At 60.6% G+C, this 23091-nt stretch carries 23 protein-coding genes; 6 read left to right on the forward strand and 17 right to left on the reverse strand.

Annotated features, from left to right (window positions below):
- Nucleotides 1-5: 5 nt before the first annotated feature.
- The gene (locus IPM54_43445) at nt 6-2843 is read right to left on the reverse strand and encodes a 2-oxoglutarate dehydrogenase E1 component (protein ID MBK9266630.1); all 2838 of its coding nucleotides are present in this window, start codon (nt 2841-2843) and stop codon (nt 6-8) included.
- Between the two features lie 167 nt (nt 2844-3010).
- Between IPM54_43445 and IPM54_43450 the strand changes: the two genes are divergently transcribed.
- Nucleotides 3011-4609, forward strand: a complete 1599-nt coding sequence (locus IPM54_43450) for a glucose-6-phosphate isomerase (protein ID MBK9266631.1) — start codon at nt 3011-3013, stop codon at nt 4607-4609.
- A 210-nt stretch (nt 4610-4819) separates the two neighbouring features.
- Here IPM54_43450 and IPM54_43455 read toward each other — a convergent pair whose 3' ends face one another.
- From IPM54_43455 to IPM54_43465, 3 genes are all read right to left on the reverse strand, one after another.
- Entirely contained in the window at nt 4820-5689 is an 870-nt protein-coding gene (locus tag IPM54_43455; GenBank protein ID MBK9266632.1) for a hypothetical protein, read from the reverse strand.
- A gap of 734 nt (nt 5690-6423) precedes the next feature.
- Complete coding sequence (locus tag IPM54_43460) at nt 6424-6684, reverse strand: hypothetical protein (GenBank protein MBK9266633.1); 261 nt, start codon at nt 6682-6684, stop codon at nt 6424-6426.
- A 495-nt stretch (nt 6685-7179) separates the two neighbouring features.
- Nucleotides 7180-8133 carry a sigma-70 family RNA polymerase sigma factor gene (locus IPM54_43465; GenBank protein ID MBK9266634.1) on the reverse strand — a complete coding sequence of 318 codons (954 nt, stop codon included), beginning with the start codon at nt 8131-8133 and terminating at the stop codon, nt 7180-7182.
- 189 nt (nt 8134-8322) lie between these two features.
- Here IPM54_43465 and IPM54_43470 point away from each other — a divergent pair, with 189 nt between their 5' ends.
- Nucleotides 8323-9180 (forward strand): hypothetical protein, encoded by an 858-nt coding sequence (locus IPM54_43470; protein MBK9266635.1) that lies wholly within the window; start codon nt 8323-8325, stop codon nt 9178-9180.
- Between the two features lie 14 nt (nt 9181-9194).
- Here IPM54_43470 and IPM54_43475 read toward each other — a convergent pair whose 3' ends face one another.
- Nucleotides 9195-9680, reverse strand: coding sequence for a hypothetical protein (locus IPM54_43475; protein ID MBK9266636.1), 486 nt, complete (start codon nt 9678-9680; stop codon nt 9195-9197).
- A 141-nt stretch (nt 9681-9821) separates the two neighbouring features.
- On the opposite strand from IPM54_43475, the gene IPM54_43480 reads away from it, so the two are divergent.
- Nucleotides 9822-10031 (forward strand): hypothetical protein, encoded by a 210-nt coding sequence (locus IPM54_43480; protein ID MBK9266637.1) that lies wholly within the window; start codon nt 9822-9824, stop codon nt 10029-10031.
- A gap of 153 nt (nt 10032-10184) precedes the next feature.
- Nucleotides 10185-11030 (forward strand): hypothetical protein, encoded by an 846-nt coding sequence (locus tag IPM54_43485; GenBank protein MBK9266638.1) that lies wholly within the window; start codon nt 10185-10187, stop codon nt 11028-11030.
- 59 nt (nt 11031-11089) lie between these two features.
- Here IPM54_43485 and IPM54_43490 read toward each other — a convergent pair whose 3' ends face one another.
- The 3 genes from IPM54_43490 to IPM54_43500 all read right to left on the reverse strand — a co-directional run bounded on the left by IPM54_43490 (nt 11090) and on the right by IPM54_43500 (nt 14900).
- Complete coding sequence (locus IPM54_43490) at nt 11090-11938, reverse strand: hypothetical protein (protein MBK9266639.1); 849 nt, start codon at nt 11936-11938, stop codon at nt 11090-11092.
- A 78-nt stretch (nt 11939-12016) separates the two neighbouring features.
- Nucleotides 12017-12841, reverse strand: coding sequence for a hypothetical protein (locus IPM54_43495; GenBank protein ID MBK9266640.1), 825 nt, complete (start codon nt 12839-12841; stop codon nt 12017-12019).
- 40 nt (nt 12842-12881) lie between these two features.
- Nucleotides 12882-14900, reverse strand: a complete 2019-nt coding sequence (locus tag IPM54_43500; GenBank protein MBK9266641.1) for a hypothetical protein — start codon at nt 14898-14900, stop codon at nt 12882-12884.
- Nucleotides 14901-14968: 68 nt separating this feature from the next.
- Between IPM54_43500 and IPM54_43505 the strand changes: the two genes are divergently transcribed.
- Nucleotides 14969-15169 carry a hypothetical protein gene (locus IPM54_43505; GenBank protein ID MBK9266642.1) on the forward strand — a complete coding sequence of 67 codons (201 nt, stop codon included), beginning with the start codon at nt 14969-14971 and terminating at the stop codon, nt 15167-15169.
- A gap of 15 nt (nt 15170-15184) precedes the next feature.
- On the opposite strand, the gene IPM54_43510 is transcribed toward IPM54_43505, so the two are convergent.
- The 5 genes from IPM54_43510 to IPM54_43530 all read right to left on the reverse strand — a co-directional run bounded on the left by IPM54_43510 (nt 15185) and on the right by IPM54_43530 (nt 18041).
- Nucleotides 15185-15961 (reverse strand): hypothetical protein, encoded by a 777-nt coding sequence (locus IPM54_43510; GenBank protein ID MBK9266643.1) that lies wholly within the window; start codon nt 15959-15961, stop codon nt 15185-15187.
- Nucleotides 15962-15997: 36 nt separating this feature from the next.
- On the reverse strand, nt 15998-16606 hold the full coding sequence (locus IPM54_43515) for a hypothetical protein (protein ID MBK9266644.1): 609 nt from the start codon (nt 16604-16606) through the stop codon (nt 15998-16000).
- A gap of 436 nt (nt 16607-17042) precedes the next feature.
- Nucleotides 17043-17198: a hypothetical protein gene (locus IPM54_43520; protein MBK9266645.1), complete on the reverse strand. Its 156-nt coding sequence runs from the start codon at nt 17196-17198 to the stop codon at nt 17043-17045.
- A gap of 49 nt (nt 17199-17247) precedes the next feature.
- Nucleotides 17248-17520 (reverse strand): hypothetical protein, encoded by a 273-nt coding sequence (locus IPM54_43525; GenBank protein MBK9266646.1) that lies wholly within the window; start codon nt 17518-17520, stop codon nt 17248-17250.
- 11 nt (nt 17521-17531) lie between these two features.
- Nucleotides 17532-18041 carry a hypothetical protein gene (locus IPM54_43530; GenBank protein ID MBK9266647.1) on the reverse strand — a complete coding sequence of 170 codons (510 nt, stop codon included), beginning with the start codon at nt 18039-18041 and terminating at the stop codon, nt 17532-17534.
- Nucleotides 18042-18091: 50 nt separating this feature from the next.
- Here IPM54_43530 and IPM54_43535 point away from each other — a divergent pair, with 50 nt between their 5' ends.
- Nucleotides 18092-19717 carry a Ppx/GppA family phosphatase gene (locus IPM54_43535; GenBank protein MBK9266648.1) on the forward strand — a complete coding sequence of 542 codons (1626 nt, stop codon included), beginning with the start codon at nt 18092-18094 and terminating at the stop codon, nt 19715-19717.
- Between the two features lie 101 nt (nt 19718-19818).
- Here IPM54_43535 and IPM54_43540 read toward each other — a convergent pair whose 3' ends face one another.
- The 4 genes from IPM54_43540 to IPM54_43555 form a co-directional block, all read right to left on the reverse strand.
- Nucleotides 19819-20223, reverse strand: coding sequence for a helix-turn-helix domain-containing protein (locus IPM54_43540; GenBank protein MBK9266649.1), 405 nt, complete (start codon nt 20221-20223; stop codon nt 19819-19821).
- A gap of 245 nt (nt 20224-20468) precedes the next feature.
- Complete coding sequence (locus IPM54_43545) at nt 20469-20840, reverse strand: helix-turn-helix transcriptional regulator (GenBank protein ID MBK9266650.1); 372 nt, start codon at nt 20838-20840, stop codon at nt 20469-20471.
- Between the two features lie 525 nt (nt 20841-21365).
- On the reverse strand, nt 21366-21800 hold the full coding sequence (locus IPM54_43550) for a helix-turn-helix domain-containing protein (protein MBK9266651.1): 435 nt from the start codon (nt 21798-21800) through the stop codon (nt 21366-21368).
- Nucleotides 21801-22016: 216 nt separating this feature from the next.
- On the reverse strand, nt 22017-23072 hold the full coding sequence (locus IPM54_43555; GenBank protein ID MBK9266652.1) for an alpha/beta hydrolase: 1056 nt from the start codon (nt 23070-23072) through the stop codon (nt 22017-22019).
- Between the last annotated feature and the right edge of the window lie 19 nt (nt 23073-23091).

A 23091-nucleotide genomic window follows, 5' to 3' on the forward strand; every position in this document is an offset into this window, starting at 1 on the left:
TCAGATCAAGCAAACGCTTCGTCGATGAGCTTCTTCTGCTCGAACGTGTGGCTCGCCTTCGACCCCGTCGCGGGACTCGCGCTCGGGCTGCGCCCCACGACGGAAAGCGGAAGACGGCCTCCAATCGCCTGCGGCAACGTGCAATTGATGTAATACCACGCGCCGTAATTGACGGGTTCTTCTTGCACCCACACAAGCTTCGTGCCGTCGGCATAAGGCGCAAGCGCATCGGTGAGCTCGTGATTGTACGGGAAAAGCTGCTCGAGACGCACGATCGCCACATCCGTGATGCCGCGTTGCTCCCGGGCCACCGCAAGGTCGTAATACACCTTGCCCGAGCACAAGAGGATTTTCTTCACGTGCGCCGGATCCACCGCGGGATCCCCAATCACGCGCTGGAATCGGCCATTGACGAGATCGTCGATCGTGGACACCGGTCGCGGCCCTTTTGCCGTCGTTGCGACACGCAAGAGGCTCTTCGGCGTGGCAATGACGAGCGGCTTGCGCCACGGCCGATGAATTTGCCGGCGCAAACAATGGAAGAGCTGCGCGGGCGTCGTGAGGTTACAAACTTGAATGTTGTCCTCGGCGCTGTTTTGCAGAAAGCGCTCCATCCGAGCACTCGAATGCTCCGGCCCCTGCCCTTCGTAACCGTGCGGCAAGAACAGCACGAGGCCCGAAAGACGATGCCACTTGTCCTCGCTCGACGTAATGAATTGATCGACGATGACTTGCGCACCATTCAAGAAGTCGCCGAATTGCGCCTCCCAAATCACGAGCGCATCGGGGTAATCGAGCGCGTAGCCGAATTCGAAGCCGAGCACGCCCGCTTCACTGAGCGGACTGTTGAATACGTCGATCCTCGCCGGCGGCTCGACGACCCGCGACAATGGTGTAAACGGCTCGCCCGTTTCGATGTCGAAAATCACCGCATGACGATGGCTGAACGTTCCGCGACGAACGTCTTGTCCCGAAATGCGCACCGGCACCTTTTCCGACACGAGCGATGCGTAGGCGAGCATTTCGCCCGTACCCCAATCGAAAGGCTCGCCCTTGACGAGACGATCGTGCCGCGCCTTCAGAATGGGCAATACCTTGGGATGAACCTTGAAATTCCCAGGCAGCTCGAGCATTTTGCGAGACAACTCAATGAGTTTGTCCTGCGGTACACCCGTCGATACCTCGGACGTGTCCGCATCTCGTCCGCCACGGTACGACGTCCACACGCCACCCATCGTGTACGTGACCGGCGCAAATCCCTTTTGCTTCACTTCATCGAGCGCGCTGGCGAGAAGCTCGCGACGCCGCGTGAGAATCTCGTCTGCCTGCGCTTCGCTCATCTGCCCCATTGCGACCAAACGCTTGATGTACATTTGGCGAACGGTGGGTTTCTTGTCGATGATCGCATACATGCGCGGCTGCGTGTATCGCGGCTCGTCACCCTCGTTATGGCCATAACGGCGATAACAATACATGTCGATGACGACGTCCATGCCAAACTTTTGCCGCCATTCGCTCGCCAAGAGCGCGACCTGCGCGACGGCCTCGGGATCCTCGCCATTGACGTGGAAAACCGGCACCTTGAGCATCCGCGTGATGTCCGACGAATACCGCGTCGATCGCGATTCGCTCGGGTTCGTCGTGAATCCCACCTGATTGTTGACGATCACGTGAATCGTACCGCCCGTCCGGTACCCCTCGAGACCCGTCATGTTCAGCGTTTCGGCAACGATGCCCTGCCCAATGAAGGCAGCATCGCCATGAATGAGCAGCGGCATCACCGCGCGCTCCGCCGTCTTCGCACCAATCCGATCTTGCTTGGCCCGTACGCGCCCTTCGACCACCGGATTGACAAACTCGAGATGACTCGGGTTGAACGTCAGCGTCAAATGAATCTTGCGACCCGATTCGGTGACGCGATCGGACGAATATCCAAGGTGATACTTGACGTCGCCACCACCCAAGTAACGCCCCGGATCGGCGTCCTCGAAGTGCGCAAAGATCTCGCGCGGGCTCTTGCCGAGAATGTTCGCGAGCACGTTGAGGCGGCCGCGATGCGCCATGCCGAGCACGATCTCTTCGACCCCATCGTCACCAGCTCGCTCGATCAACAAATCGAGCAGCGGGATCAACGCTTCACCACCTTCGAGCGAAAAACGTTTCGTTCCCGCTTCGTAGCTCCGGTGAATGAACTGCTCGAAGATCTCGGCGTCCGAAAGCTTCGTCAGGATCCGCAGTTGCCGCTCGCGATCGAGCTCGAGTCGATTCTTCGTCGACTCCATTTTCTCGCGAAGCCAAACGCGTTGCGTCGGATCTTCGACGTGCGTGAACTCGACACCGATCGAACGGCAGTAGGTCTCTTCGAGTCGCTCGATGATCTCGCGCAAGGTCAACGTCGGCGGAGTGCCAGCGAGATCGACCGTCGGAAACTGTCTGTCCAAGTCCGCTTCGCTGAGCTCGAAATTCGCAAGCTCGAGCTCCGGTGGCGCCGACGGAGCAACGCCGAGCGGATCGACGTCGGCAAACAGATGGCCACGCACTCGATAGGCGTTGATGAGTTGGACGACGCGAGCGCGTGTCGCAACCTTGGTCATCAGATCCGGGCTCGGCGGCGCCGCGGACACGATGGGCGCCTTGCGCTCGGGCTCGTACGCCAGCGTTTGCACCGGCCGAGCTGCACCATTCTTTTGATAAACGGGCTGCCCTGGCGCGACGACACCACGCTGCGCCTCGAAGAACGACCGCCAACTCGCGTCGACCTTCTCGGGGTTTTCTTGGTACTGCGCGTAGAGTTCTTCGACGAACCCTGCGTTGACACCGAAATCAAGCGGCTTGGATTGCATTGGGGTCGAGCACCGAAATAACGCGCATCGAGCAGACACGCCAGCACATGAAACCTGAACGCAGATTTTGCGTGGTTCCAACAACCTCGGCAGCAACGCCCATGACTGCTACAAGTAAACTGAAAAGCAGCCGTTCCTAGAACAACACCCCACGTCCGGAGCTCACGATGATCCAGCCCATCGAGCAATTCAGCACACACCTTCATCACGACGAGCGGCTGGGAATATGGCTCGACACGAGCCTCGTCGGCTTCGCCCCCGGCTTCGTCGATTCGCTCGAGCCGCGCCTCGTCGGCGCCTACGATGCCATGGCAAAGCTCGAAGCTGGCGCGATCGCAAACGCCGATGAAAACCGCATGGTTGGGCACTACTGGCTACGCGCTCCGGAGCTTGCGCCAAGTGCCGACATCACGAATGCCATTCGCACGACCGAAAAGCGCATCCTCGACTTCGCCGCCGACGTGCACGCGGGGCGCGTAAAACCCGCATCATCGAGCCGTTTTCGACACCTGCTCGTGATTGGCATCGGAGGATCGGCGCTGGGTCCCGAGCTTGTCGCAGCGGCGCTCGGGTCGACCAAGGACGCCATGAAACCATGGTTCTTCGACAACACCGATCCCGACGGCTTCGATCGAACGATCGATGCGCTCGGCGACGATCTCGCAACGACGATGACCGTCGTGATCTCCAAATCGGGCGGAACGAAGGAAACGCGCAACGGCATGCTCGAAGCAAAAGCGGCGTACGAACGTCGCGGACTCGACTTCAGCAAACATGCGGTGGCCGTGACGGGCGAGGGCAGCGAGCTCGATCGATATGCAAAGGAACGCGGATTTCTCGCGCGATTTCCGATGTGGGATTGGGTTGGTGGGAGGACGAGCGAACTGTCGGCGGTCGGTCTATTGCCAGCGGCTCTTCAAGGGATCGATGTCGAAGCGATGCTTCGGGGCGCTCGATGGATGGACGAAGCGACGCGATCGGGTTCTACGAAGACAAACCTTGCGGGACAGTTGGCGGCCGCGTGGTATTCGGCAACGAGCGGTTCGGGCAAGAAAGACATGGTGCTTTTGCCCTACAAGGACCGGCTCGAACTGTTCAGCCGTTATGCGCAGCAGCTCGTGATGGAGTCCCTGGGCAAACGGTTGGATCGCCAAGGAAAAGAGGTGTGGCAAGGCATCAGCGTGTACGGGAACAAAGGTTCGACGGATCAACACGCGTACGTGCAGCAGCTTCGGGATGGGATCGACAACTTCTTCGTGACGTTCATCGAGGTGCTCGAGGATCGAGCGCCCGGGCGAAGCCGTATCGAAGTGGAGCCGCGCACGACATCGGGCGATTACTTGGCTGGGTTTTTCCAAGGTACGAGGCGAGCGCTTGCCGAACGTGGGCGCGCATCGATCACGATCACGCTCGAAACGCTGGATGCGCAATCGCTCGGAGCGCTCATCGCGCTTTATGAGCGGACCGTGGGAATCTACGCGGAGCTCATCGACATCAACGCGTATCATCAGCCCGGCGTCGAAGCGGGAAAGAAGGCCGCTGCCGAAGTGATCGATCTGATGCATCGGGTGGTGGATGTTCTCGAAGCGCGATCGGGCGCGGCATTGTCGCTCGCGGAGGTGTGTGAAGGCGCGAAGACGAACGACGCCGAGGCGGTGTTTTTGATTCTGCGGCGGCTTTCCGCAGGTCCGAACGCCGAGATCGAACGCGTGCGACCGAATGACGTCACATCACCGCTCGACTGGAAGTGGATGGTAAAACGTTGAAGGTGCGGTCACGCTTCGAAACGGGTTTGTCGCGCTGATCATGGATGGGCACAAAAAGCGGGTGGGCATTGGCGCCAGGAATTAGATTTGAAAGAACTGCACCCTGCTTGTGGGTTCACGCGTATAACGGGAAAACGCGACGCCACGCGGGAATGCGTGAAAGCCCGTGCTACTCCGGCAGCGATTGCGGCTGCTTGGGGGGCGACGACTTCATGCAGCAGAACGTGACCGCACTGGCGGTGTTGCCGCTCGCGGCGCCCTTTGTCGGCGCCGGTTGTACGCCACGTGCCAGCATCGAAGGACATGAATCAATCGCCATTTGGCGCCGATGGCGCTACCTGCCGGGATGACGCCCGTACAGTTTTCGCTCATCGAGCCAAGAAGCAGGTTGACAAGTTCTGTGGAACATGCCGCGTCGTTGTAGAGCCGCATCATGCCGATGCACGCGCTGCCCACGGGCACGCCGCATGCGCACGCGGTGCACCCACGATCGTCAATCGGCTCGTGCGGGTAAAGGTGATGCACGCTCGCGTTGTACTCGTCAGGGCAGTCGCTCAGGCTGTACACGCCCTTTTCGTACACACAAGTACGCCACTCGGGACCCGGTTCGGCAGCACAGTATTGCGTTGTCGACTTACAAGCACCGGTTGGCGTTTCAGCCTCGCAAGCGATGGCACGCATCTGCCAAGCAAACTCTTTGGTGGACAAAGGAACCGCTGTCGTCGGCAAACACGCGTCGTCTTTCGGCGGAGGCAGCGGCGAAGCCCAAACGGATTGCGCACATAGCTCGTTTCCGCACATCGTACCCGCGGACAAACCTCCTTCGCTCGAACACGTTCCGGTCCAATTCGGCGGCCCGTCGAACGGCGACGATGCAACGCTACTTTCGCCACACGCACCCGCACGGATCTCGATCTTCTCCGACGGCTGCGAGCATTCGCCTTTCGATGCCGCGCACGCGCAGGCTTCGCATTTCGCAGGCGGCGCAACGAGCTCATCGTAGAGGCGCCACTTCTCGGTAGGCGCGCCCGGCGGGCATTCGAGCGGCGTGTCGTCATTTGGACCGACGTACAGCGTCACGGGCACATGATTAAAGAGGCCCGCGCTCTGGCCAGTTGCTTTCGGCGCGCACGAACCGTCGCCGCATGGACGCCACGACGCGGGATCGAGGCCCAGACAAGAGTCATGGGTCCTTCCGGCTTCAGGCCGGTCCAGACACCCCACGGTGAAAGATCTGCAGATTGAGTTTCCGGGGATTACGGCAAGGACAGCAAGGCAGCCGACAAAGCCGAACACATTACGAAGGAACGTGAGAGCAGAAGAATATACCTGGCATCACCACCAAGATTCAGAACTCCCATCCAGCGATCACCTGCGAACCAACATGAGCGGCGGTTGGTTCACGAACCGCGGCCTTCCAGACGCAACTCGATGGCCGAGACGGTTCAGAATCAAGACGTCGAACCGTTGCCGCCACACCAAACGATGGGACCGCCCGACGCGAGGCACGCCGCGCCCAAGCTTTCCGGCCCACCCTGACCGCGCAACGACGTGCCTGCCCAGCCAATGGCAAAACGCGAATCGCCCGATCCCTTCGCGGTCCCGAAAACCATTTCAGATGGCCACACGGGAATGAGCGGGCCCTGCGGTCATGGCGTTCATGGTGGTCCAGACAAAACGCCAGGGTCAACCATGCGAGCTGCCCTTCGGCACCCAGCGAAAATTCGGTTTGGCTACCATGCCAACGGGCACGACACCCACGGCGGGCATCCACGTGGCAAGCCAAACACGACGAGCGAAGATCTACCTTGGGATCACGAGGACGAGCTGCGATGGCTGCTTCCGCTCGCTTTCTTGACATCAGGTGAAACGTAGAACGGATCTTCTTTCGGCGAATAGTTCGGATCCCCAGACACGAAGTTCTGACAAGGGGGCTCGGCGGCGCGAGCGGAGGCAGCGGTGACGCAGGGAACGCCGGAAACCGGCGGCTTGTCGAAGGGCAAAGTGACGACAGGATGTTCGGTTGGCTCGACCGTGAAGACCACGCTCCCGTCTTCATAACCATCGAGGCTCACCGAATCTCGTGTTTCCGTCGAGGAGAAAGAGCGTGAAGCCCGATAGGCGTTTCTGATTCGGTGCGCCGTCAAGGGGGATGCCACTCCCATGTGCTAGATGGTCACGTCGATCCACGCGCCAGGCGCCTGAGCTATCTCACGTGCACGGCACATGAAGACCCGGTCTTCCGCTAGTGGTCTCGCCCAATAAGCGCTTCGAGCACGTCGGCTGCATGGGTCTCAGCCCCAGTTCGCAACACGCCCAGGCGGGAACAACATCTGGATCGGCTGGAAAGGCGAACGCGCAAGGCATGACTTCTGGGATCCGCAGGGCGCGCTCGGTCGCCCATGGCGACGCGCGCAATGAACTCCCGACTTAGGCGTGTCCCTGTTGGCCGACGGCCTGGATTCGGGACGATGTCCTCGGCACGCGCAGACGATAGGAACCCCAGAAGAGGCGGACAAGAAAAAGGTACGCACGCGCCGAGTGCACGCAGAAAGAAACGAGAACCACTTTCACACCGGCGGCATGGCAGGGGACGCGACCGCGGCCAAGCCAGATGCAAATCGACGTCGACGATCCTGGCATGGTCCTACAGCTGGCGCCGAGACTACGTTCGGCTTTGCTTTCGGTTGCGCGCGTGGTTGCCGCATTGCAACTGGCTGTTTTGCAGGTTGTATGCGGTGCACGTCCCGTTGGTCGACATCGACGACATTGGGCGCCGTTATGGCTGGCGGTCGATCGTTCGAAGTCATTGCGACGGAGAGCGACGATATGGACACATTCGGCGTCTCGAATTGCGACAATGCCAGCGCACCCGCGAGAAACGGCGGCCACAAGTGCACGAAGTGATTGCCCAGCGTAAGCGCCCGGCGGGGGATGCTTGGCGTGGCTTGTGGCGCAATGGCGGGAACTGGTGCAAGGACTGCCAAATGGTCGTCCAAGGAACCGAGCTTCTCGCGTAGATGGTCGCGCGCACGCGACAGCCGCATTTTGACGGCGGGCACGCTGATGTCGAGCTTCGCAGCCACCTGCTCATGGTCCAGGCGTCCGAAGGCCACGAGCACCAAAACCAGGCGTAATGCTTCAGGCATCGTCTGGATTACGGGGATGACCTTGCGCAGCAACACATGAGCGCGCGCGCGGCGTTCAGGGCATGCGACTGCATGGTGCACGTCGTCCGGGTCGACCCGTTCGTATCCAAAAGCTGCGAGTCGTCTCGTTTTTGCACGGGCAGCATCGAGCTTCACATTTTGTGCAATGCGTGAAACCCAGGGGCGCATTCCGTCCGTATGGGGCTCGTACGTGTCCAGGTGCCGCCAAATCTTGAGCAGCACGAGCTGCACTTTGTCGTGCATGCAGGGCGCGCTGCGAAGACCAGGTTCTTCGGCCAGGATGCGTTCGATTTCGGGGCGAAGGGCGAGCACCTCGAACAGGAGTGCAGGGGGGGCGACACATTCGGTAGACATGGGCTTGGGCATCATCCCTCGCAACAACGTCGCGCGTTCAGAATGGTAACAAGGAATTTTGGTTTCTGGCCATCAAATCATCATGTGGTCCCCGCTCAGCGGTAGATGAAGAATTTTCGTTACCTCTTCGCCGCCGTGCCGTTGAAAGGGGCGACGCTGGGACGCTTGTTGGTCGCGGAGGGTTTGCGCATGCGCGACTCCTACGGGGACGGCAATCGTCGTGGCATGGTCCCCCTCCTGTCCCCAGTCGGCTGTGGTGTTCGCTTGGGCAAGAACAACGCCGCAGCCGGCTTGGGGACGGGATTTTTCTCCCAACAGGCGCTTGGGTGGGCAATGGAGCGCGTCATGGCCACTGCGCCGATGAACGACGATGATTACGAACCGGTGACCCAGGTCATCACGCAAAAGCCCATGACGATGGCGGTCGTTGGAAATGAAGTGCACGCGGCGACGACGTATGACGCAACGATTCACGAGAGGCAAACATTACCGGAATCGACGCCACGCGATACGGTTGTCGACGTGACGCCGTCGTCCGCATTCGAGCGTTTGGGTGCGCGGTTGCGCGAAATGGGACGCGACATTTGGAGAGCATTTCAGCGCCCGCGATTAACTGATCGTCTCCCGCCCATACCGACACGAAACGCTAACGAATCGACACGACTATCCGCGGGCGTTCTGAGCCCTGAAGAATGGGGCGAGCGTATGCTGCTGGAAATCATGCGGGCGCCGCCGGAATACGTGCGGGCCGCGCTTCTCATTGCCAAGGCGACGCAGATGCTTCACGCGCGCGGCGATGATGTATTCGCCGAGGGTGTCGTCGCATTCGCATTGTCACGCATGTGCCCTGATGCGAATGGCACCATTTCGGTGCGCCGCTTACGCGAACGGCTCCACGAAATGCCATTTGCTCGTCGATTGACGGTCGTCTTGCTACGATTGGAAGAGCAGGGCGTCATCGAGTTGGAAATGCTCGGTGACGACGCGCCGCTTTACGGTGTCAGTTATTGGGAAGGGGCACGCATTCGGCTACTCGTGCAGCCGTAAGTGTTCACTGGCGCTCATTCAACGTTTTCTTCATTGGTCGCCGCGTTCTTCTTTCGCGTCGCGACGGCCTTGTCCGCGATCTGCGAATAATACTTCAGCGTCTTCTCGAAATGCGCCTTCGTACCCGCACCCAGGTGCTGCCCCGCCGTCTGTGCCCCGCGCGCAATGATGGCAATGTCGCCTTCGCGTGCATTTTCGAGATCCGCTTCGGTCTCTCCAAGGACCTCGTAAAGTTTCCTTGCAGCGGCTTTGTGTTTGCGGATTTCGTCGAGTGTCACGGTCCGCGACTCGATGCGCGTGACGACTTCGGTGGAGATGCCTGCAGCCGCCAAAGGTCCGTTCTTCGCTTCTTTGAGCTCGATGAGCACTTCGCTGAACCCGGGTTTCTCATGCTTCAACCCCACCTGCGCGCCAGGGGGAAGGTCGACCAGATGATCTTTGTGCGCCGTCACGTCGATAACGAGCGGTCCGACGTAAGGTGACTTCGTTCCTGCACTCATTGCGCATCGTTCCTTTCCGAAAGTAGTTGCCTCGAACGCCAACTCGTAGGCTACGCGCATGGACGGAGCGAAGTCAACACCCTTCGAGGCATGGTGACTACAACGTCTCCGTACTGTTGCCACGGCTCGTCGACGCATCCCGTGACCTTGTCGACGGTAAGCTCAACCGCGACGACGCGATGCTCCGAATGCGTCGGCTCGTTTCACGTCGTCGCCCACGCGTTGATGGAACGCGTCGACGTACTCTGCAACCACGTCGACATGCTCTACAACCACGTCGACGTGCTCTACAACCACGTCCGATGGCAGCTCGGGCACGTCGACGGGCAGCCGGAATGCGGCGACGCATAGGTCGGGACACGTGGACGGGCAGCCGAGACGCGTCGACGGGCGACGGGAATGCGGCGACGAGGAGCGGGAACGCGTCGACGGGCGGTTGGAATGCGTGGACGGGCCGTTGGGGCGCGTCGACGGGCCGCCGGGACGCGTCGACGGGCAGCCGGAATGCGGCAACGAGCGCCGGGGTATTCCTTGTCGAGCTGGCTGCTCAAGGGCTCGCTGGATTGCTTTGCTCTGACGAGCCGCTTTCATTTGGTGGCGCATTCGTCTGGATTGGACAGGCTCGTGGCGTTATTGCCATCGACGTCTGGTTGGGATAAGCGTTCGGTCATGGGAGCATTTTTCACCAATGTGCAGATACGGCGTGGGCCCTATACGTCGCTCGAAAAAATCGAATCAGCGCTCGACGAATTGGCCAAGCAAGCGGGCATGGTCCGAGGCGGCCCTGACGCGGACGCTTACGATCGCACGATCGTCGTTCGCGCGGGCGAAGGTAATTGGATTTCTGTGTACGACGAGAGCACCGAAGATCAATACACGACGGATCTCGATGCGCTCGCCTCCCTTCTCTCTGCGGCAACGCATTCGACGACGGTGTCCATTCTCGTCCATGCCAGCGACGTTTTGCTCATGGGGCTTTTCGTAGGTGGCAAGAAGGTCGACGAATTCAACAGCAATCCCATGTACATGGAGGGATCGCTTCCGGCGGACATGATGCCTACTGCGGAGCAAGTGGCCGGCGCCGCGGGTCATGCCGAGCGCTGGAGCCACGTGCTCGCTACTGGGGCGACGCCGAGCATGCTGACTCGAGTTTGGCAAGAAAAAAAGTTGTATGCCGAAGAAATGTTGGCTGGCGTTGCCGAGCTGCTCGGGTGCGCGATGGACCGGGTGCGCGTGGGGCTGAACTATTTCGAGTTTGGCGAGGTACCTTCGACGGAGCTGCTCGTGCTGCCGTATGTCTTCAAGGGGGATGGCACGGTGGATGAGGAGGAGCGTCCGGAATTGAATTGATGAGGCTGGCGGAACGGCGGCATGTGCGGTGATGCTTCGTCTCGAATGGGCGGGCAGAATCAATGCACGTTGCCGGGGTAATGGTCTCTTTCGAGGATGGCCAAAAGCGAACCGAGCTCCCCGCGGTCTCCACTGGTCAGATTGTCGTAGAATTCTTGCCCCTTGCGACGTCTCGCTTCGACTTCGGCTTCGATTAAACCTGGGGATTTCAACCACGCGCGATGCTGCAGCCCCTTTCTGGTGTCGGCGTATTCGCGCAAGCGCGCGAGCAGGCGCATGTGAATCTCGTCCTCCGATGCACGACGCATTTGATCGATTGCAGTTTGCAGGTCGGTTCGGACGTTCCCTGTGGGTTCATCCACCCACATCGCGATGTGACCTTGGAAGTAATACGCCATGAGTTCGGCAAGTGCGATGGGACGCTCCTCAAAGGTGATGTACTTCAACGTGTCGAGCGCTTCCCAGAACCGCAACACGCCTTCGATGCGCGGCACCGTGAGCTCGATGCTGTTGAGCAAACAAGTTATGATCGCGGCGGAAATGGCGCCCCAAGGGTATCTGCAAACGTGCGGGACGAATGCACGGCGGAAGGGGAAGCTTTCTTCGCGGCTGAGTTTGGCAGCCCAGTTCGTTTCGAATTGCAGGGTCTCGAGCAGGTAGGCACGCCATTGGATATGGAGTCCCTGTTGCTTGGGGTTGGCGCTGATCGTAACGATGTTCGCACCGGCATTCATCGAATACCCCCCGCCCACCCAGTTGGCGGTGTTTTCATCCGTGAACACGACGGAACCGGGGGCAATGGCGATGAGCTTCGGTTCGGGAAAGTCGCGGCCTTCCAGGTAGCATTTCGCCCACTTCTTGGCTTCGGCCTTCAGCTTGCGGCGACACGTCGTCCTGTCGCCGTACATGAACGCAGGGAAAAGCAGGCATTCGGGTCTGTCGTTCCGGGCATCGTCGGACCTTTGCGTGGTTGCAACGAATTCGTATCAATCGCCGGGGTATTTGCCGTCGAGAGCGCGCAGGAAACCTGCACAGGCACCCATGTCGTCCGACTTCATGCTCTCGAGCAACTCCGGCCATATTTCTTTGATGCGCGTTAATTCCGCCTCGATGACGCCTGGCGATTTGAGCCATTCCCGATGTTTCAATTCGGGATCCGTGTCGGCAACTTCATGCAAGCGCCTCATCATGCGCGCCTGGATTTCATCCTCGGATGCATGGCGCATTCGTTCCATGGCGGCGCGCAGCACGTCCTTGACGCTTCCCGCGGGGGCATCCACCCACATCCGAATGGTCCCTTCGTAATAATAGTGCATCAGAGTCGTCAGCGTATATTGGCAGTAACGAAGATATCGCAACGTGCCGAGCTGTTCCCAAAACGACAACACAGCTTCCAACCGGCGCGACACGAGGTCGATGGTGCTGTCCGCTGGTGTGGTAGCGACATACAACGCGCCCCAGGGATACCGACACAGGAACGCCTCGAACTTGGGTTGGAAGACCTCATATTGAGGGCCAGAGCTCGGGCGCACTTCCATTCGAAGCTCATGCATCAAATAGAAAAACCAACACGGTTCATTCGTGGCCATGCCAAGTGCGAGGAAGTCTGCTTCCACGCCAGAACAAATCATCACCGATCCAGGCGGCACGGGAATCAGCTTGGGCTCGGGAAATTCCCCGTGTGCCTCGTAACGCTTCGCCCACTTCTTGGCTTCGGCTTTCATCTTGCGCCGACACGAGGCGTGGGGGCCGTACAGAAACGCCGGGAAAAGCAGGGCATTCGGGTCTGTCGAGGCTACCTTGTCAGACATGGTGCCCACGCGCTTCGCACAGGCCAACGACGGTGGCAAGTCAATTCGGGGAGACGGTCTTGGGACCCGAGAGGGTTTTTCCGGGCGCGACAGGGCGCGCGGGAGTGGGGCGCGGATGATGGATATCGGACCCCAAGGACGGCGCATTCACCGGAGGCGGCGCCTTGGGGGGCACGGCCGGTTGCTTCACGGGCGCAGGCACGCGGACAATGGGCACCACGCGAGGCGCCGCGTCCATCTGATTCCATAGTCTCGCCGACAGCACGGCCTCGGCGGCCAGACCCACGCCCTGAATGGGCAGCGTCACGACGTTACGGAAATGCCCCAGCGTCTCCCGGAGCCCTACGAGCATATCGACGGTGAGGAATAGCTCTTCCGCATCCGCCGCCATCTCCTTTTCGGAGATGTCCCGCCATCGATCGTCTTGGATGGCTTGTCGCCATTCTTCTTCCAAGGTGGCCATGTCCTTGCCTGATTCGGCAACCTCCGGCTTGATCCATCGATAGAGTAACAAACCAGGCGCTGCGGAATGCCACTTCACGGCCCAAAGGCGCGTGCCCCGTTTGAAGCGTATCCACAATTCGCCCTCGTACTTGGGGCCAGGAACGAAGACCCTGGGCTTTCCGACCATGCCGACGTTCAGGACGCCGATGTACTGCGCAAGTTTTTCCTTGCCTTTCACAAAATGCTTGGGTCCTTCGGGCTTGATCTCGAAGACATAGTGCACGGGCTCCCTGAACCGCACATGCGTGATGTCGGGACGCAGATCGGCTTCGGACCAGTGAAGCAGCTTCGGTTCACCACCAGCCTCCTTTACGATCTTTCCAACGCTGACGTGGTTCTTGAAGACAAGCTCGCCTAGACCTTGGTAACGGGCCTGGTAGTGATAAGCGATCACCCGATGGGCCGAGTACCCCATGAAGTACTGCCACGGCATGTTCCCAAACCGGCCATCGAGCGTGTACGCCTCGGGGGCGCTGGGGTGTGGTGGAACGACGGGACCGTCGACCTGCGTCGCACCGGGGTACATCTTCGGAGACGAACCCGCGCCGGACGAACCGCCCTTCGTGTCCGCCATAAGGCGCGGGTCCGGACGCGCCGGTGCCGGAGGCGGTTCGCGCATCACCGGCAAGAGGCGCGCTGTGTCATCGTCATGCGCGCTCCACAACGCCACCGACCGCAGGTACTCCGTCAACGTTTTGCCCGGCAGCACGGGCATTTCGGTAGCGGCACGCGTTCGTCCCAGCTCTTCGCGTGCCTGGACCAACCGCTCCACCACTTCGTGCAGCGCCCGTCCCAACCGCGATATCTCCCGCAGCGTCGGCTCACGCCATCGCTTGGCCAGATACGCATCGCCGTAGGCCTCTGCGGTCTGCTGCTCCGCACCGAGCACCAGCCATCGATACTCGACCGCCCCCGGATCCGTCGTTTGCCACGCGATTTTCCACGGCGCCGCGCCCTCGGCGAAGCGCACGCCAATCTCACCGCCATAACCCGTCCCGAGTTTGAACTTCGGAACGCCGAGCATAGCGGTGTTGATCACGCGCAAATGCCAATCGACTTTGTTGTTCGCCGCGGAGCGGTGTGTTTGTCCTCGCGGAACGACTTCGAACAAAGCCCGCGCCTCGACATCCGCGATATCAATGAGCCGATCCTTGTCGAAATCCTCGATCAGCCCGACGTTTCCACCCGCTTCGTCGACGACCTCCACGAGGTTGCCGTCGTCGAGAACACGGTACGCTGGATGAGCGGCGGCATAATGCTCGCGAATGAGCCTCAGTGCGGCGTATCCCAAGTGATATTCGGAAGGCCAAACGCCGCCTTCGTCATCTTGGGTGTACGGTTCGGGGAGCTTGCTGTCCTCCAGAATGCCGACCTTGTCGGACGAACGCCCGCTCACCCATTGCCCCATCAAGTGCGCAGAACGCCGCGCCTCGGCGCTCACTTGGGCATTGGTTATTTGCAGAAACGCCATCGAATCCGGTTGCACGACGTGGACGACACCGGGGCCACAACCAACGATCGGCCACGTAAATGCCAAGTTGGTCAGTACAATCACGATGATACGAAGGCAATGCGCGACGAAATGGCGGGCAGCTTGCATCCTTCGAGGGCATCAGGTCGGCGATGAAGAGTCAAGCCGAAGGCATAAACAGGCCGTGGACAATCAAGTTCATCGCAACGAAAATTTCGTTGCCATTATGGCGCGGTCGGTTGCGGACGTATGTGAAGGCGGCTTCCGCAGGTCCGAACGCCACGATCGAACGCGTGCGACCGAATGACGCTTCACCGCTCGACTGGAAGTGGATGGTAAAACGGGCGACGTGACGTTGCCGAATGGCGTCAGAAATGCAGTCGCATGCTGGCGGAGCCGGGTCCGACGAAGATTTCGGGTTTGCCCGGAAGCTTGCCAATACGTTCCAGGTATTTTTCGGGCATGAGTATGCTGGCGGTGATCATGGCGGCGCCGGCCAACTGCGTAAAACCATTGGCTAGCAAAATGAATTCGCCGGACTTGTCGTCGTTATTGAAGGAGCCTGGTTCCCACGTACCCAGGGTAATGAAAGGCCCAGCGACGGGCACGAGCAAAGGAGCGAATTCCTCTCTGTCCCGATCGCTTCCTTCCAGGACGATGGCTCCACCTACGAGAAAAGAGAGGCCGTAAGGAATCAGGAACGTGACGAGGCCGCCCACGAAGAGGCCTCGATTCGCGCGCGTTCGGAGGTCGTAACCGGGCAGGACGTCGTCGCCTTCTTCATATTCGATACGGTTGGGCAACATGGGAGGGATCGTTCGATCCGCAGGCTGCCACGACAACGGCACGCCAGCTCCCCACGCTCCGTTTTGCGCATTCGGCGGCGGATTGGGTTGCGGCATTGCTTGCGGCGCCGGCGGTGGTGGAGGTGGCGCAAGGGGCGCATCAGCAGGCGCAGCGGGAGGAGGCGTGGCTGCATCTGGAGGTGGAGCGGGCGGCGCTGCTGCGTTCCCAGAAGGATTGGGCGGTGGAGGTGGCGGTACGGCTTCGGCGGCTCTGGAAAAACCAAGCACGACGGCAACCAAAGCGAGCGGGGCGAAGAAACGCGTTATGCTCGACGTAGCGCTGGCGCTCTGCATGTTCATCTCCGATTCCTTTTCCTACGAGCCGACCTGAACCGCTCAGAATTGCCAGCGAAGTGCCATTGATTGCGGACCGACGAACACTTCGGGACGAAGGCCCGCACTGCGACGAGCGAGGTATTTTTCTTCGGAGAGCATGCCCGCCAGGAAGAGTGCCGCTCCTGTGAGTTGCCCGATGCCATTGAGCGCCAAAATCATGGTACCGAATTCTTCGGTGCCTGCAGTACCCATGGTCGCAAAGGGGCCAACGACGGGAATGAGCAGCGGGAAATACATTTTTGCTTCGCGCCCTTCGCTCCCCAGGTAAACCCCTCCAAACAAGACGGACAAACCATAAAATGGCACGAACGTGGCAATGCCTGCTTTGGCCATGCCCATTCGCGGCCGCGTTTGAACTTCGTACCCTGGAGGAATCGGGTCGCTTTCGTTATAGGGAAGCCGCGACGGTCCAAATACCATTGCAGCGGGATACCCGGGCGGCGGATACCCAGCAGCATCCTTCGAAGGTGGAGCGCCCATGGGTGGCGGAGGGGCGGGAGTCATTGCGTCGGGCGCTGGTGGCGCGCCGGTTGGAGGCGAGGGCTGCTCAGCCGGCGCCGCGGCTGGTGGCGGCGGTGGGGGAGAAGGCATCCCTTGCGCAGATGCCATGGTTGCACCTCCAAGGATCGCCAGCGCGATACCTACGAAGAGGCTCGTCCGTCGTGCCACCACACCATCGCCACGCATCCCTGACTCCTCGCCAAGCGCGCCACGTAAACCTTCACGCGCACACGAACGAGAATACGTGAGGGGCGAACGAGGTCAACGAGTACGGGCCAGGGCTTGCACCCTCGATCGGGGGGGTCCGCGGACGCCCCGATCAAGAACCGTGACCCGGTCAGCAATCAGACCCCGGGGGGTTTGGGGGGGCCGAGCCTCGGCCCCCCCATCGTAAACAAGCCTCGCGAAGCGCGCGTCCCACGCGCGCGAAGCGAGCGTGCAAATCAAGACCCGGCTACGACATCATTGGACCACAAAACAACGACCGGTGCTCATGATGCACCGGTCGAACGCGTGGAGAGTTTGTCGGCGAGTAACTTCGACGTCACGAAGCCTGTTGCACGAGGCCTTCGTACGCCTTGGACCACTTCCTCCACTGCTTGAGGCGCCGGCCAACGTGGCGCTTGCGTGCCTTGGCGAGCGATTCCTTGCGAGCGATCTTCTGGAGCAGATGATTGTGCTGACGGCTAGGACGATGCATGCGCGCGATGCTGGTCCAAGGCGCCTGCGCACGCAAGAGTGTTTGCAACTCAATCGGCGTAACCGCGCTCGTCAGGCTCCTCGGGCCCGAGGCGGCCGTAAAAATGAATGCCGCCAATCAAAACGATGAGCGACGCGAGCGTGACGACCATGCCGACATCGACGAGGGACGTGTCACTCGGATCGGTTGGACGTAATCCGACCATCGCGAGCCCCAGAAGCAGCGTGGTGCCCGCAACGACGAGCGCCTGCCGCGGCGAACGCGCTCGCATGGATTCACTGTCGATGAGCGTGGACAAACGCATCGTGTCTATCGTCCTCACGAGCCCAAAGCTCACTTGAACTTCTTGGTTTTCGCATGCGTGATGAAGTCACGCACGTCGCGCGCAAGAGCCCGCTCGGCCGTGATGGTCGTCATCTCGTGCGACTCGCCTGCGAGATCGTCGTAGCGATAGTTGGTCTGGTACAAAAGGACGATACGTACTTCGGCATCGGGACCAACACGCTCGAGGCGAAGTTTCTCATCGGGGCCGTTGGGAGGCTTGATGGCATCTCCAAGCTTTTCGGCATCGTCATCCGAGATGTACGCGACGCCGTACTCCTGTCCCTCGATGCTGACGTCGACGCGCAGGGTTTTTCCCGTACGAAGCTCGACATCTCGAGCGGCCGCGGGCCGCACACCCTCTTCCACGACCGCTCGACGAATGACCTCGATCGCTCGGCGTTCGTCGAGGGACCGAGTGGGGTTGGGCGCGCGAACCTCCTCTTGGCCGCAAGCTGCGGCAAGAACGGTGAAGAAAGCGAGCGCAACTTTCGGCAGGACGGATGGCTGAACGTATCGCATGGGACGCATGAGAGTAGCCAATGACGTGGAAGGACGCTAGTTCTCCCGCCATGGCTCGCCTTGCGGCGATCGATATCGGCTCGAACGCGATACGACTACGCGTGGTCGACGTGGATGCTCCCCTCATCACCGAGGAGGGTCCACGTTTTTACCCGTTCCGTGACGTGCTCGCCGACCGCGCTGCGGTGCGGCTTGGGCACGACGTCTTCACCAAAGGACGACTCGAAGTCGGCGTCATCGGCGCCGCGTGCGACGCGCTCCGTAGGTTTCGCGCGGCCATGGATGCCGCCAAAGTCGAACGTTATCGAGCCGTTGCGACGAGTGCCGCACGCGAGGCAAGCAACGGCGAGCTTCTGCTCGAGCGAGCCGAACGCGAAAGCCGCGTGCACGTGGAGCTCATCGAAGGCGTCGAAGAAGCGCGCCTCGTTCAACTCGCCGTCGTCGAACGAATGCCTCTCGGCAACCGGCGTACGCTGCTCGTCGACATCGGCGGCGGCTCGACCGAACTGACGCTGCTCGATGGCCGGCGTCCCATCTTCGCGCGGTCGCTTCCCGTGGGCACGGTGCGCTTGCTCGAAGCGTTCCTCGATGGACGCGGTCCCATCGATGCGGCGCACAGGCGGCTGCTCGAAGAGTACGTCGATCGCGTATGCGGCGATGCTTTCCGCGAGATCGACGACGCCACCGATGGCAGCGGCGTCGACCTCGTGATGGGCACCGGAGGCAACCTTGAAACGCTCGCGGACCTGTGCCCGATGCCCGTTGCTTTCCCCGAAGGCCGAGCGATCGAAGTGCGCGCCATGAGGCGGCTCATCGACGAGCTTGCAGCACGCAACGTCGACGAGCGCGTCCTCACGTACAACCTGCGCCCCGATCGAGCCGACACGATCGTACCGGCTGCAACGGTTTTGTGCCGCGTCGCGGAAGTGTTTGGCCGCGCATCGATCGCAGCGCCCGGCGTAGGTCTGAAAGAAGGCGTGCTGGTCGACCTGGCGCGCGAGCACTTCGTGCCGCGTGACTTCGGAGGCGAAGCGACATCGGTGACCGAAGCATGTCTGCGCCTCGGCCGGCGCTACCACTTCGACGAGCAACACGGAACGCTCGTCGCACGATTCGCAGCGCGTCTCTTCGATGACTTGGCACCACGTCACCGCATGAGTCCTCGCGATCGGATCCTGCTCTACGCCGCGGCGCTCTTGCACGACGTGGGAGACTTCGTGCGGTACGAGGGGCACCACAAGCACAGCTACTACTTGATCGTGCACGCCGACTTGATGGGACTATCGCCGATGGAGCGGGAAATCGTGGCGAACGTGGCGCGCTACCACCGCAAGAGCCCCCCACAACTCGATCACGAAAACTTCCGCGCGCTGTCGCGCGAAGACCGCGCCAAGGTGAAAGCGATGGCGTCGATTTTGCGGATTGCCGACGCGCTCGATCGCGAGCATCGCGCCAAGGTGACGAGCGTCGCGGGACGCATCGAGGGCGATTCGTTGGTGCTCGAACTATCAGGGACGGAAGACCGGTCGCTCGAGGAATGGACCGTTGCGGCGAAGTGCGGGATGCTCAAGGACGCCCTCGGTCTCGACGTGCGGATCGCGGACGGAGCGACGTCACGCACGCCAGGGACGTCCCCGCCGCCAAGGCGACCGACGGAGCCGCCGGGTCGCTCGTAACGTCGAGCTGCTCGGCGTTCAATTCATCGACGGCTGGGGTTGTACGGAGACAAACCGCACGTGACGGTTGGCATTCGAAAGAGTCTTACGCGACCAACGGGTCACGGTTTTACTCGCTTTCGACGTTTTTTGGTCGCGGGGCCGCTGCGTTTGGTCGTGTCCGCGGTCGAAGCGGTCTGACCAAAAACCAATTTGCGAAGTTTGGCCGCGGCTTTGACAGTATCGCCACCTTCGGCCGAGCGAACATGTTCAATGACCGCAGCAAACGGCTCGTCCGTGGGGAACATGCCCAAGACGAATGGGGGGACGCCGAGGGCGCGGGCGGTCGAGACGACGGTGCTCACGGTAATCAAAACGAGGCCCCGTTCGACGCTGGACATGTGCCCCTTGGACAAACCGGCCGCATCTGCGAGCGCCGCGATGGACATACCGCGCTCGAGGCGGAGCTCACGAATTCTGGCGCCCACTTTGGCGGCAATCGGTTCCGGAATCGAACGACGGGGCATCGATGAACCTCGAACGAGTAACCCGGATCAGCCGGGAAGCATAAAAGAGGTTGGTGCGACAAACACGTGCAACGACGAACCAAGTGTTCGTGGGGACGAACGCTAGCACGCGCAGCAGGCAGAATACAATCGATCCCTGGACCGGGACGTACCTGGCAATGCTGGGCCAGGTTCGTCGGAGCCCAATGTTGTGTGAAATGACTTGCCTTGGGTTCGAGATTACTGTCGAGGCCGTCATTCAACGTCTACGCGTCGTTGTCGTCCGGCGCGTCGCCATTTGGCACTCCATGCTCGAGAATCAGCGCGCGAAGCTCTTCCGCAGCTTTTTTCATGTCGCCGCCCGCACGCGCGATCACGTAATCGATAACCACGACCTGTGGATCATCCTTCGGAACCATACAGATCAAATAAGGCGGCACTTCGAGCGCATCCGCCAAATGCAAAAGCGTGCGCAGCGTCATGACGGCCATACCACGCTCGATGTCCGATAAGTGACCCCGCGATATGCCACTCGCCTGAGCCAGCGCAGGAAGCGACAACTGCCTTTCCTTCCGAAGTTGACGAATACGCTCGCCAACCTGAGCGGCGAACGGATCTGGATCGCGACGACTAGGCATCGACATTCACCTCGCGGTTTATCGTTTGGACAAACGAATCGTGTTTTACACAACCGGGGCCATGTCCCTCGATGAACTAGGCCACCCGAATTCGATTGTGCGAATCAATGAATATCACGCCCAAAGGACGGAGACAGGCAAAAAGTGCAGAAAATGGTGCAAATAAATCGACATTGGGTGGTCGATGATGCGGGACGAGCGGCGATTTCAAAACCCGCACGATCGGTGAAACTGGGGCGCTTCGGACGAACCCTACAAATTCTCGGCGAAATCGTTTGATCCGAACATCGCAAAAAAATAATTCAAAAATGTGCAGGTCCTTCGGAAAAACCCGAAACCGCAAACACTCCCGCGCCGAAATGACAGTGATAGAATGGCTTGACTTTCATCACGCGATGGCCAAGGCGCGAAAAGCAAAATGAATTGTCGCGAGAACGCCCAGAAGAAGGGCCATCGAAAAGGGCAGTTACGAGGAGGGATGGATACGAACGCGCAGCGACGAGCGCGACGAGCGACGACAGGCCGTCAGCCTGGCATCTGCGACAAATCGAGACCAAGCGCGCCGGCAATCACGAACGCCGCCCGACGCCAGTCTCCACCATAGGCCTGACGAATCTCCTCGAGCACCGCGGACATCGGATCTTCGTCCGGCAACAAGAGCACCATGAACGTCGGCATCCCAAGCGCATTGGCCACCGCAGACACCGTACCCAGCGTCACCTGCACACGGCCCCGCTCCACGCTCGACATCTGACTCGGCGTGAGCCCCCCCTGCTGCTGCAGCCGCGCAAGCGACATCTTCCGCTCGAGCCGCAAATCACGCATGCGCGCCCCAAGCTTGCGCAAAACCTCGTCCTGGCGACTCTCCACGACCACGGTCACCGGCTCAGGCGCCCGCCGCTTTGCCCGCGCTCTGGGAACCTTCGACTTCAATGGCTTGTTCGTACGTGGCTTGTTCATCACGACAAACGTACCACGTTTTCCCAGGAACGGGTGGACTCATTCGCCCAAATACGGATCGGTCCGCCAAAACCCACGGAATCGCCCGTGCAATCGTTTTTTGGAAAAATGAGGCCCGCTGCTGAACGCTCGGGCCAACCGCGACACGGTGCCCGACAAACTCGCTTGCCTGCAACGCATTCGAGGCTCGTCCCTGGACAAACCCCGTGCGCCGGCTCAGCGGTCTCGGACAAACCGCACGAGTTCGTCCACGAACGCTTCGGGCGCTTCGATGTGCGGCGAATGCCCCACGTCCTTCATCACGAGCTCGCGATAACGACCACCTCGCGCCTTGTATGCATCGAGCACCCCACGCAACTGCGAAATCATCGGTTGCGCCGGACAAACATCGTCCCCCGGCCAGCCAGGTATCGCCCCGAGCTTGCCGAGAAATGCAAAGTCGAAGAGCGACGTGTCGCTGACGATCTGGTCCGAATCACCCCGAATCCAAAGCACGTCGTGCTTCGGCTCGATATTCGCAAACCCGGACAAGTTGCAGTAGGCCGGCGAAAGCGAGTTGTTCATGCCGCGCGTCCCCGGTGCGATTCCAGGCCAATTCGACGACGGCTTCACGTCGCCAGGGTAATGATCGTCGTCGACGGCCATCGCGAGCATCTCGGAAACGAACATGTCCTCGCGCTTTTCATCCACCCGAAATGGCGGCTTGAAATAGAACGTATTCATCACCTTGCGCGGTGACGTGTCGGCCTCGCTGCTCGCATCGTGAGCCGCAAGGCGCTTGACGAAGTCCGGATTGGCCGTGCCGCCACCCGATCCGGCAAAGTCGGCAAAGCACGGCGTGCCGTCGGCTCGCGTCCCACCGAAGCCGAACGGCGACATCGACGCTTCGAGAACGATGTGGCCCACGAGCGTCGGGTGATCGATGGCGAGTTGCATCGCTACGCCACCGCCAACGGACCAGCCTACGACGTGCACTGGGCCGACGACGTCGAGCTCCGGGCGACGAAGCAATTCGGCGAGGTCGTCGGAGAAGTCGCGCAGCCCGCGCGTGGCATCGATGGGCGCTCGCTCGGTGCGACCAAAGCCGCGCAAGTCGGGCGCAATGGCGCGAAAACCAGCAGGCAAACTCGCCATGGTCTGCTCGAAGAAACGCGCCGATGAACAGTTGCCATGGATGAAGACAACGGTGACGGCATCACGCGGACCACTCGTGAGAACATGCGTGGATACGCGTGCAGTGCGAATGATGGTGGATGAGATGGATGTGCTCATGACGTGCTCGTGACTCCTC

The organism is Polyangiaceae bacterium (assembly GCA_016715885.1).
GTDB lineage: Bacteria > Myxococcota_A > Polyangia > Polyangiales > Polyangiaceae > Polyangium.

Excerpts from the sequence above, each read along its gene's own strand:
- IPM54_43445 (MBK9266630.1), bottom strand. The coding sequence starts at position 2,843 with ATGCAATCCAAGCCGCTTGATTTCGGTGTCAACGCAGGGTTCGTCGAA.
- IPM54_43450 (MBK9266631.1), top strand. The coding sequence starts at position 3,011 with ATGATCCAGCCCATCGAGCAATTCAGCACACACCTTCATCACGACGAG.
- IPM54_43465 (MBK9266634.1), bottom strand. The coding sequence starts at position 8,133 with ATGTCTACCGAATGTGTCGCCCCCCCTGCACTCCTGTTCGAGGTGCTC.
- IPM54_43470 (MBK9266635.1), top strand. The coding sequence starts at position 8,323 with ATGCGCGACTCCTACGGGGACGGCAATCGTCGTGGCATGGTCCCCCTC.
- IPM54_43475 (MBK9266636.1), bottom strand. The coding sequence starts at position 9,680 with ATGAGTGCAGGAACGAAGTCACCTTACGTCGGACCGCTCGTTATCGAC.
- IPM54_43485 (MBK9266638.1), top strand. The coding sequence starts at position 10,185 with ATGCGGCAACGAGCGCCGGGGTATTCCTTGTCGAGCTGGCTGCTCAAG.
- IPM54_43490 (MBK9266639.1), bottom strand. The coding sequence starts at position 11,938 with ATGTACGGCGACAGGACGACGTGTCGCCGCAAGCTGAAGGCCGAAGCC.
- IPM54_43495 (MBK9266640.1), bottom strand. The coding sequence starts at position 12,841 with ATGTCTGACAAGGTAGCCTCGACAGACCCGAATGCCCTGCTTTTCCCG.
- IPM54_43505 (MBK9266642.1), top strand. The coding sequence starts at position 14,969 with ATGAAGAGTCAAGCCGAAGGCATAAACAGGCCGTGGACAATCAAGTTC.
- IPM54_43510 (MBK9266643.1), bottom strand. The coding sequence starts at position 15,961 with ATGAACATGCAGAGCGCCAGCGCTACGTCGAGCATAACGCGTTTCTTC.
- IPM54_43515 (MBK9266644.1), bottom strand. The coding sequence starts at position 16,606 with ATGGCATCTGCGCAAGGGATGCCTTCTCCCCCACCGCCGCCACCAGCC.
- IPM54_43520 (MBK9266645.1), bottom strand. The coding sequence starts at position 17,198 with ATGCATCGTCCTAGCCGTCAGCACAATCATCTGCTCCAGAAGATCGCT.
- IPM54_43530 (MBK9266647.1), bottom strand. The coding sequence starts at position 18,041 with ATGCGATACGTTCAGCCATCCGTCCTGCCGAAAGTTGCGCTCGCTTTC.
- IPM54_43535 (MBK9266648.1), top strand. The coding sequence starts at position 18,092 with ATGGCTCGCCTTGCGGCGATCGATATCGGCTCGAACGCGATACGACTA.
- IPM54_43540 (MBK9266649.1), bottom strand. The coding sequence starts at position 20,223 with ATGCCCCGTCGTTCGATTCCGGAACCGATTGCCGCCAAAGTGGGCGCC.
- IPM54_43545 (MBK9266650.1), bottom strand. The coding sequence starts at position 20,840 with ATGCCTAGTCGTCGCGATCCAGATCCGTTCGCCGCTCAGGTTGGCGAG.
- IPM54_43550 (MBK9266651.1), bottom strand. The coding sequence starts at position 21,800 with ATGAACAAGCCACGTACGAACAAGCCATTGAAGTCGAAGGTTCCCAGA.
- IPM54_43555 (MBK9266652.1), bottom strand. The coding sequence starts at position 23,072 with ATGAGCACATCCATCTCATCCACCATCATTCGCACTGCACGCGTATCC.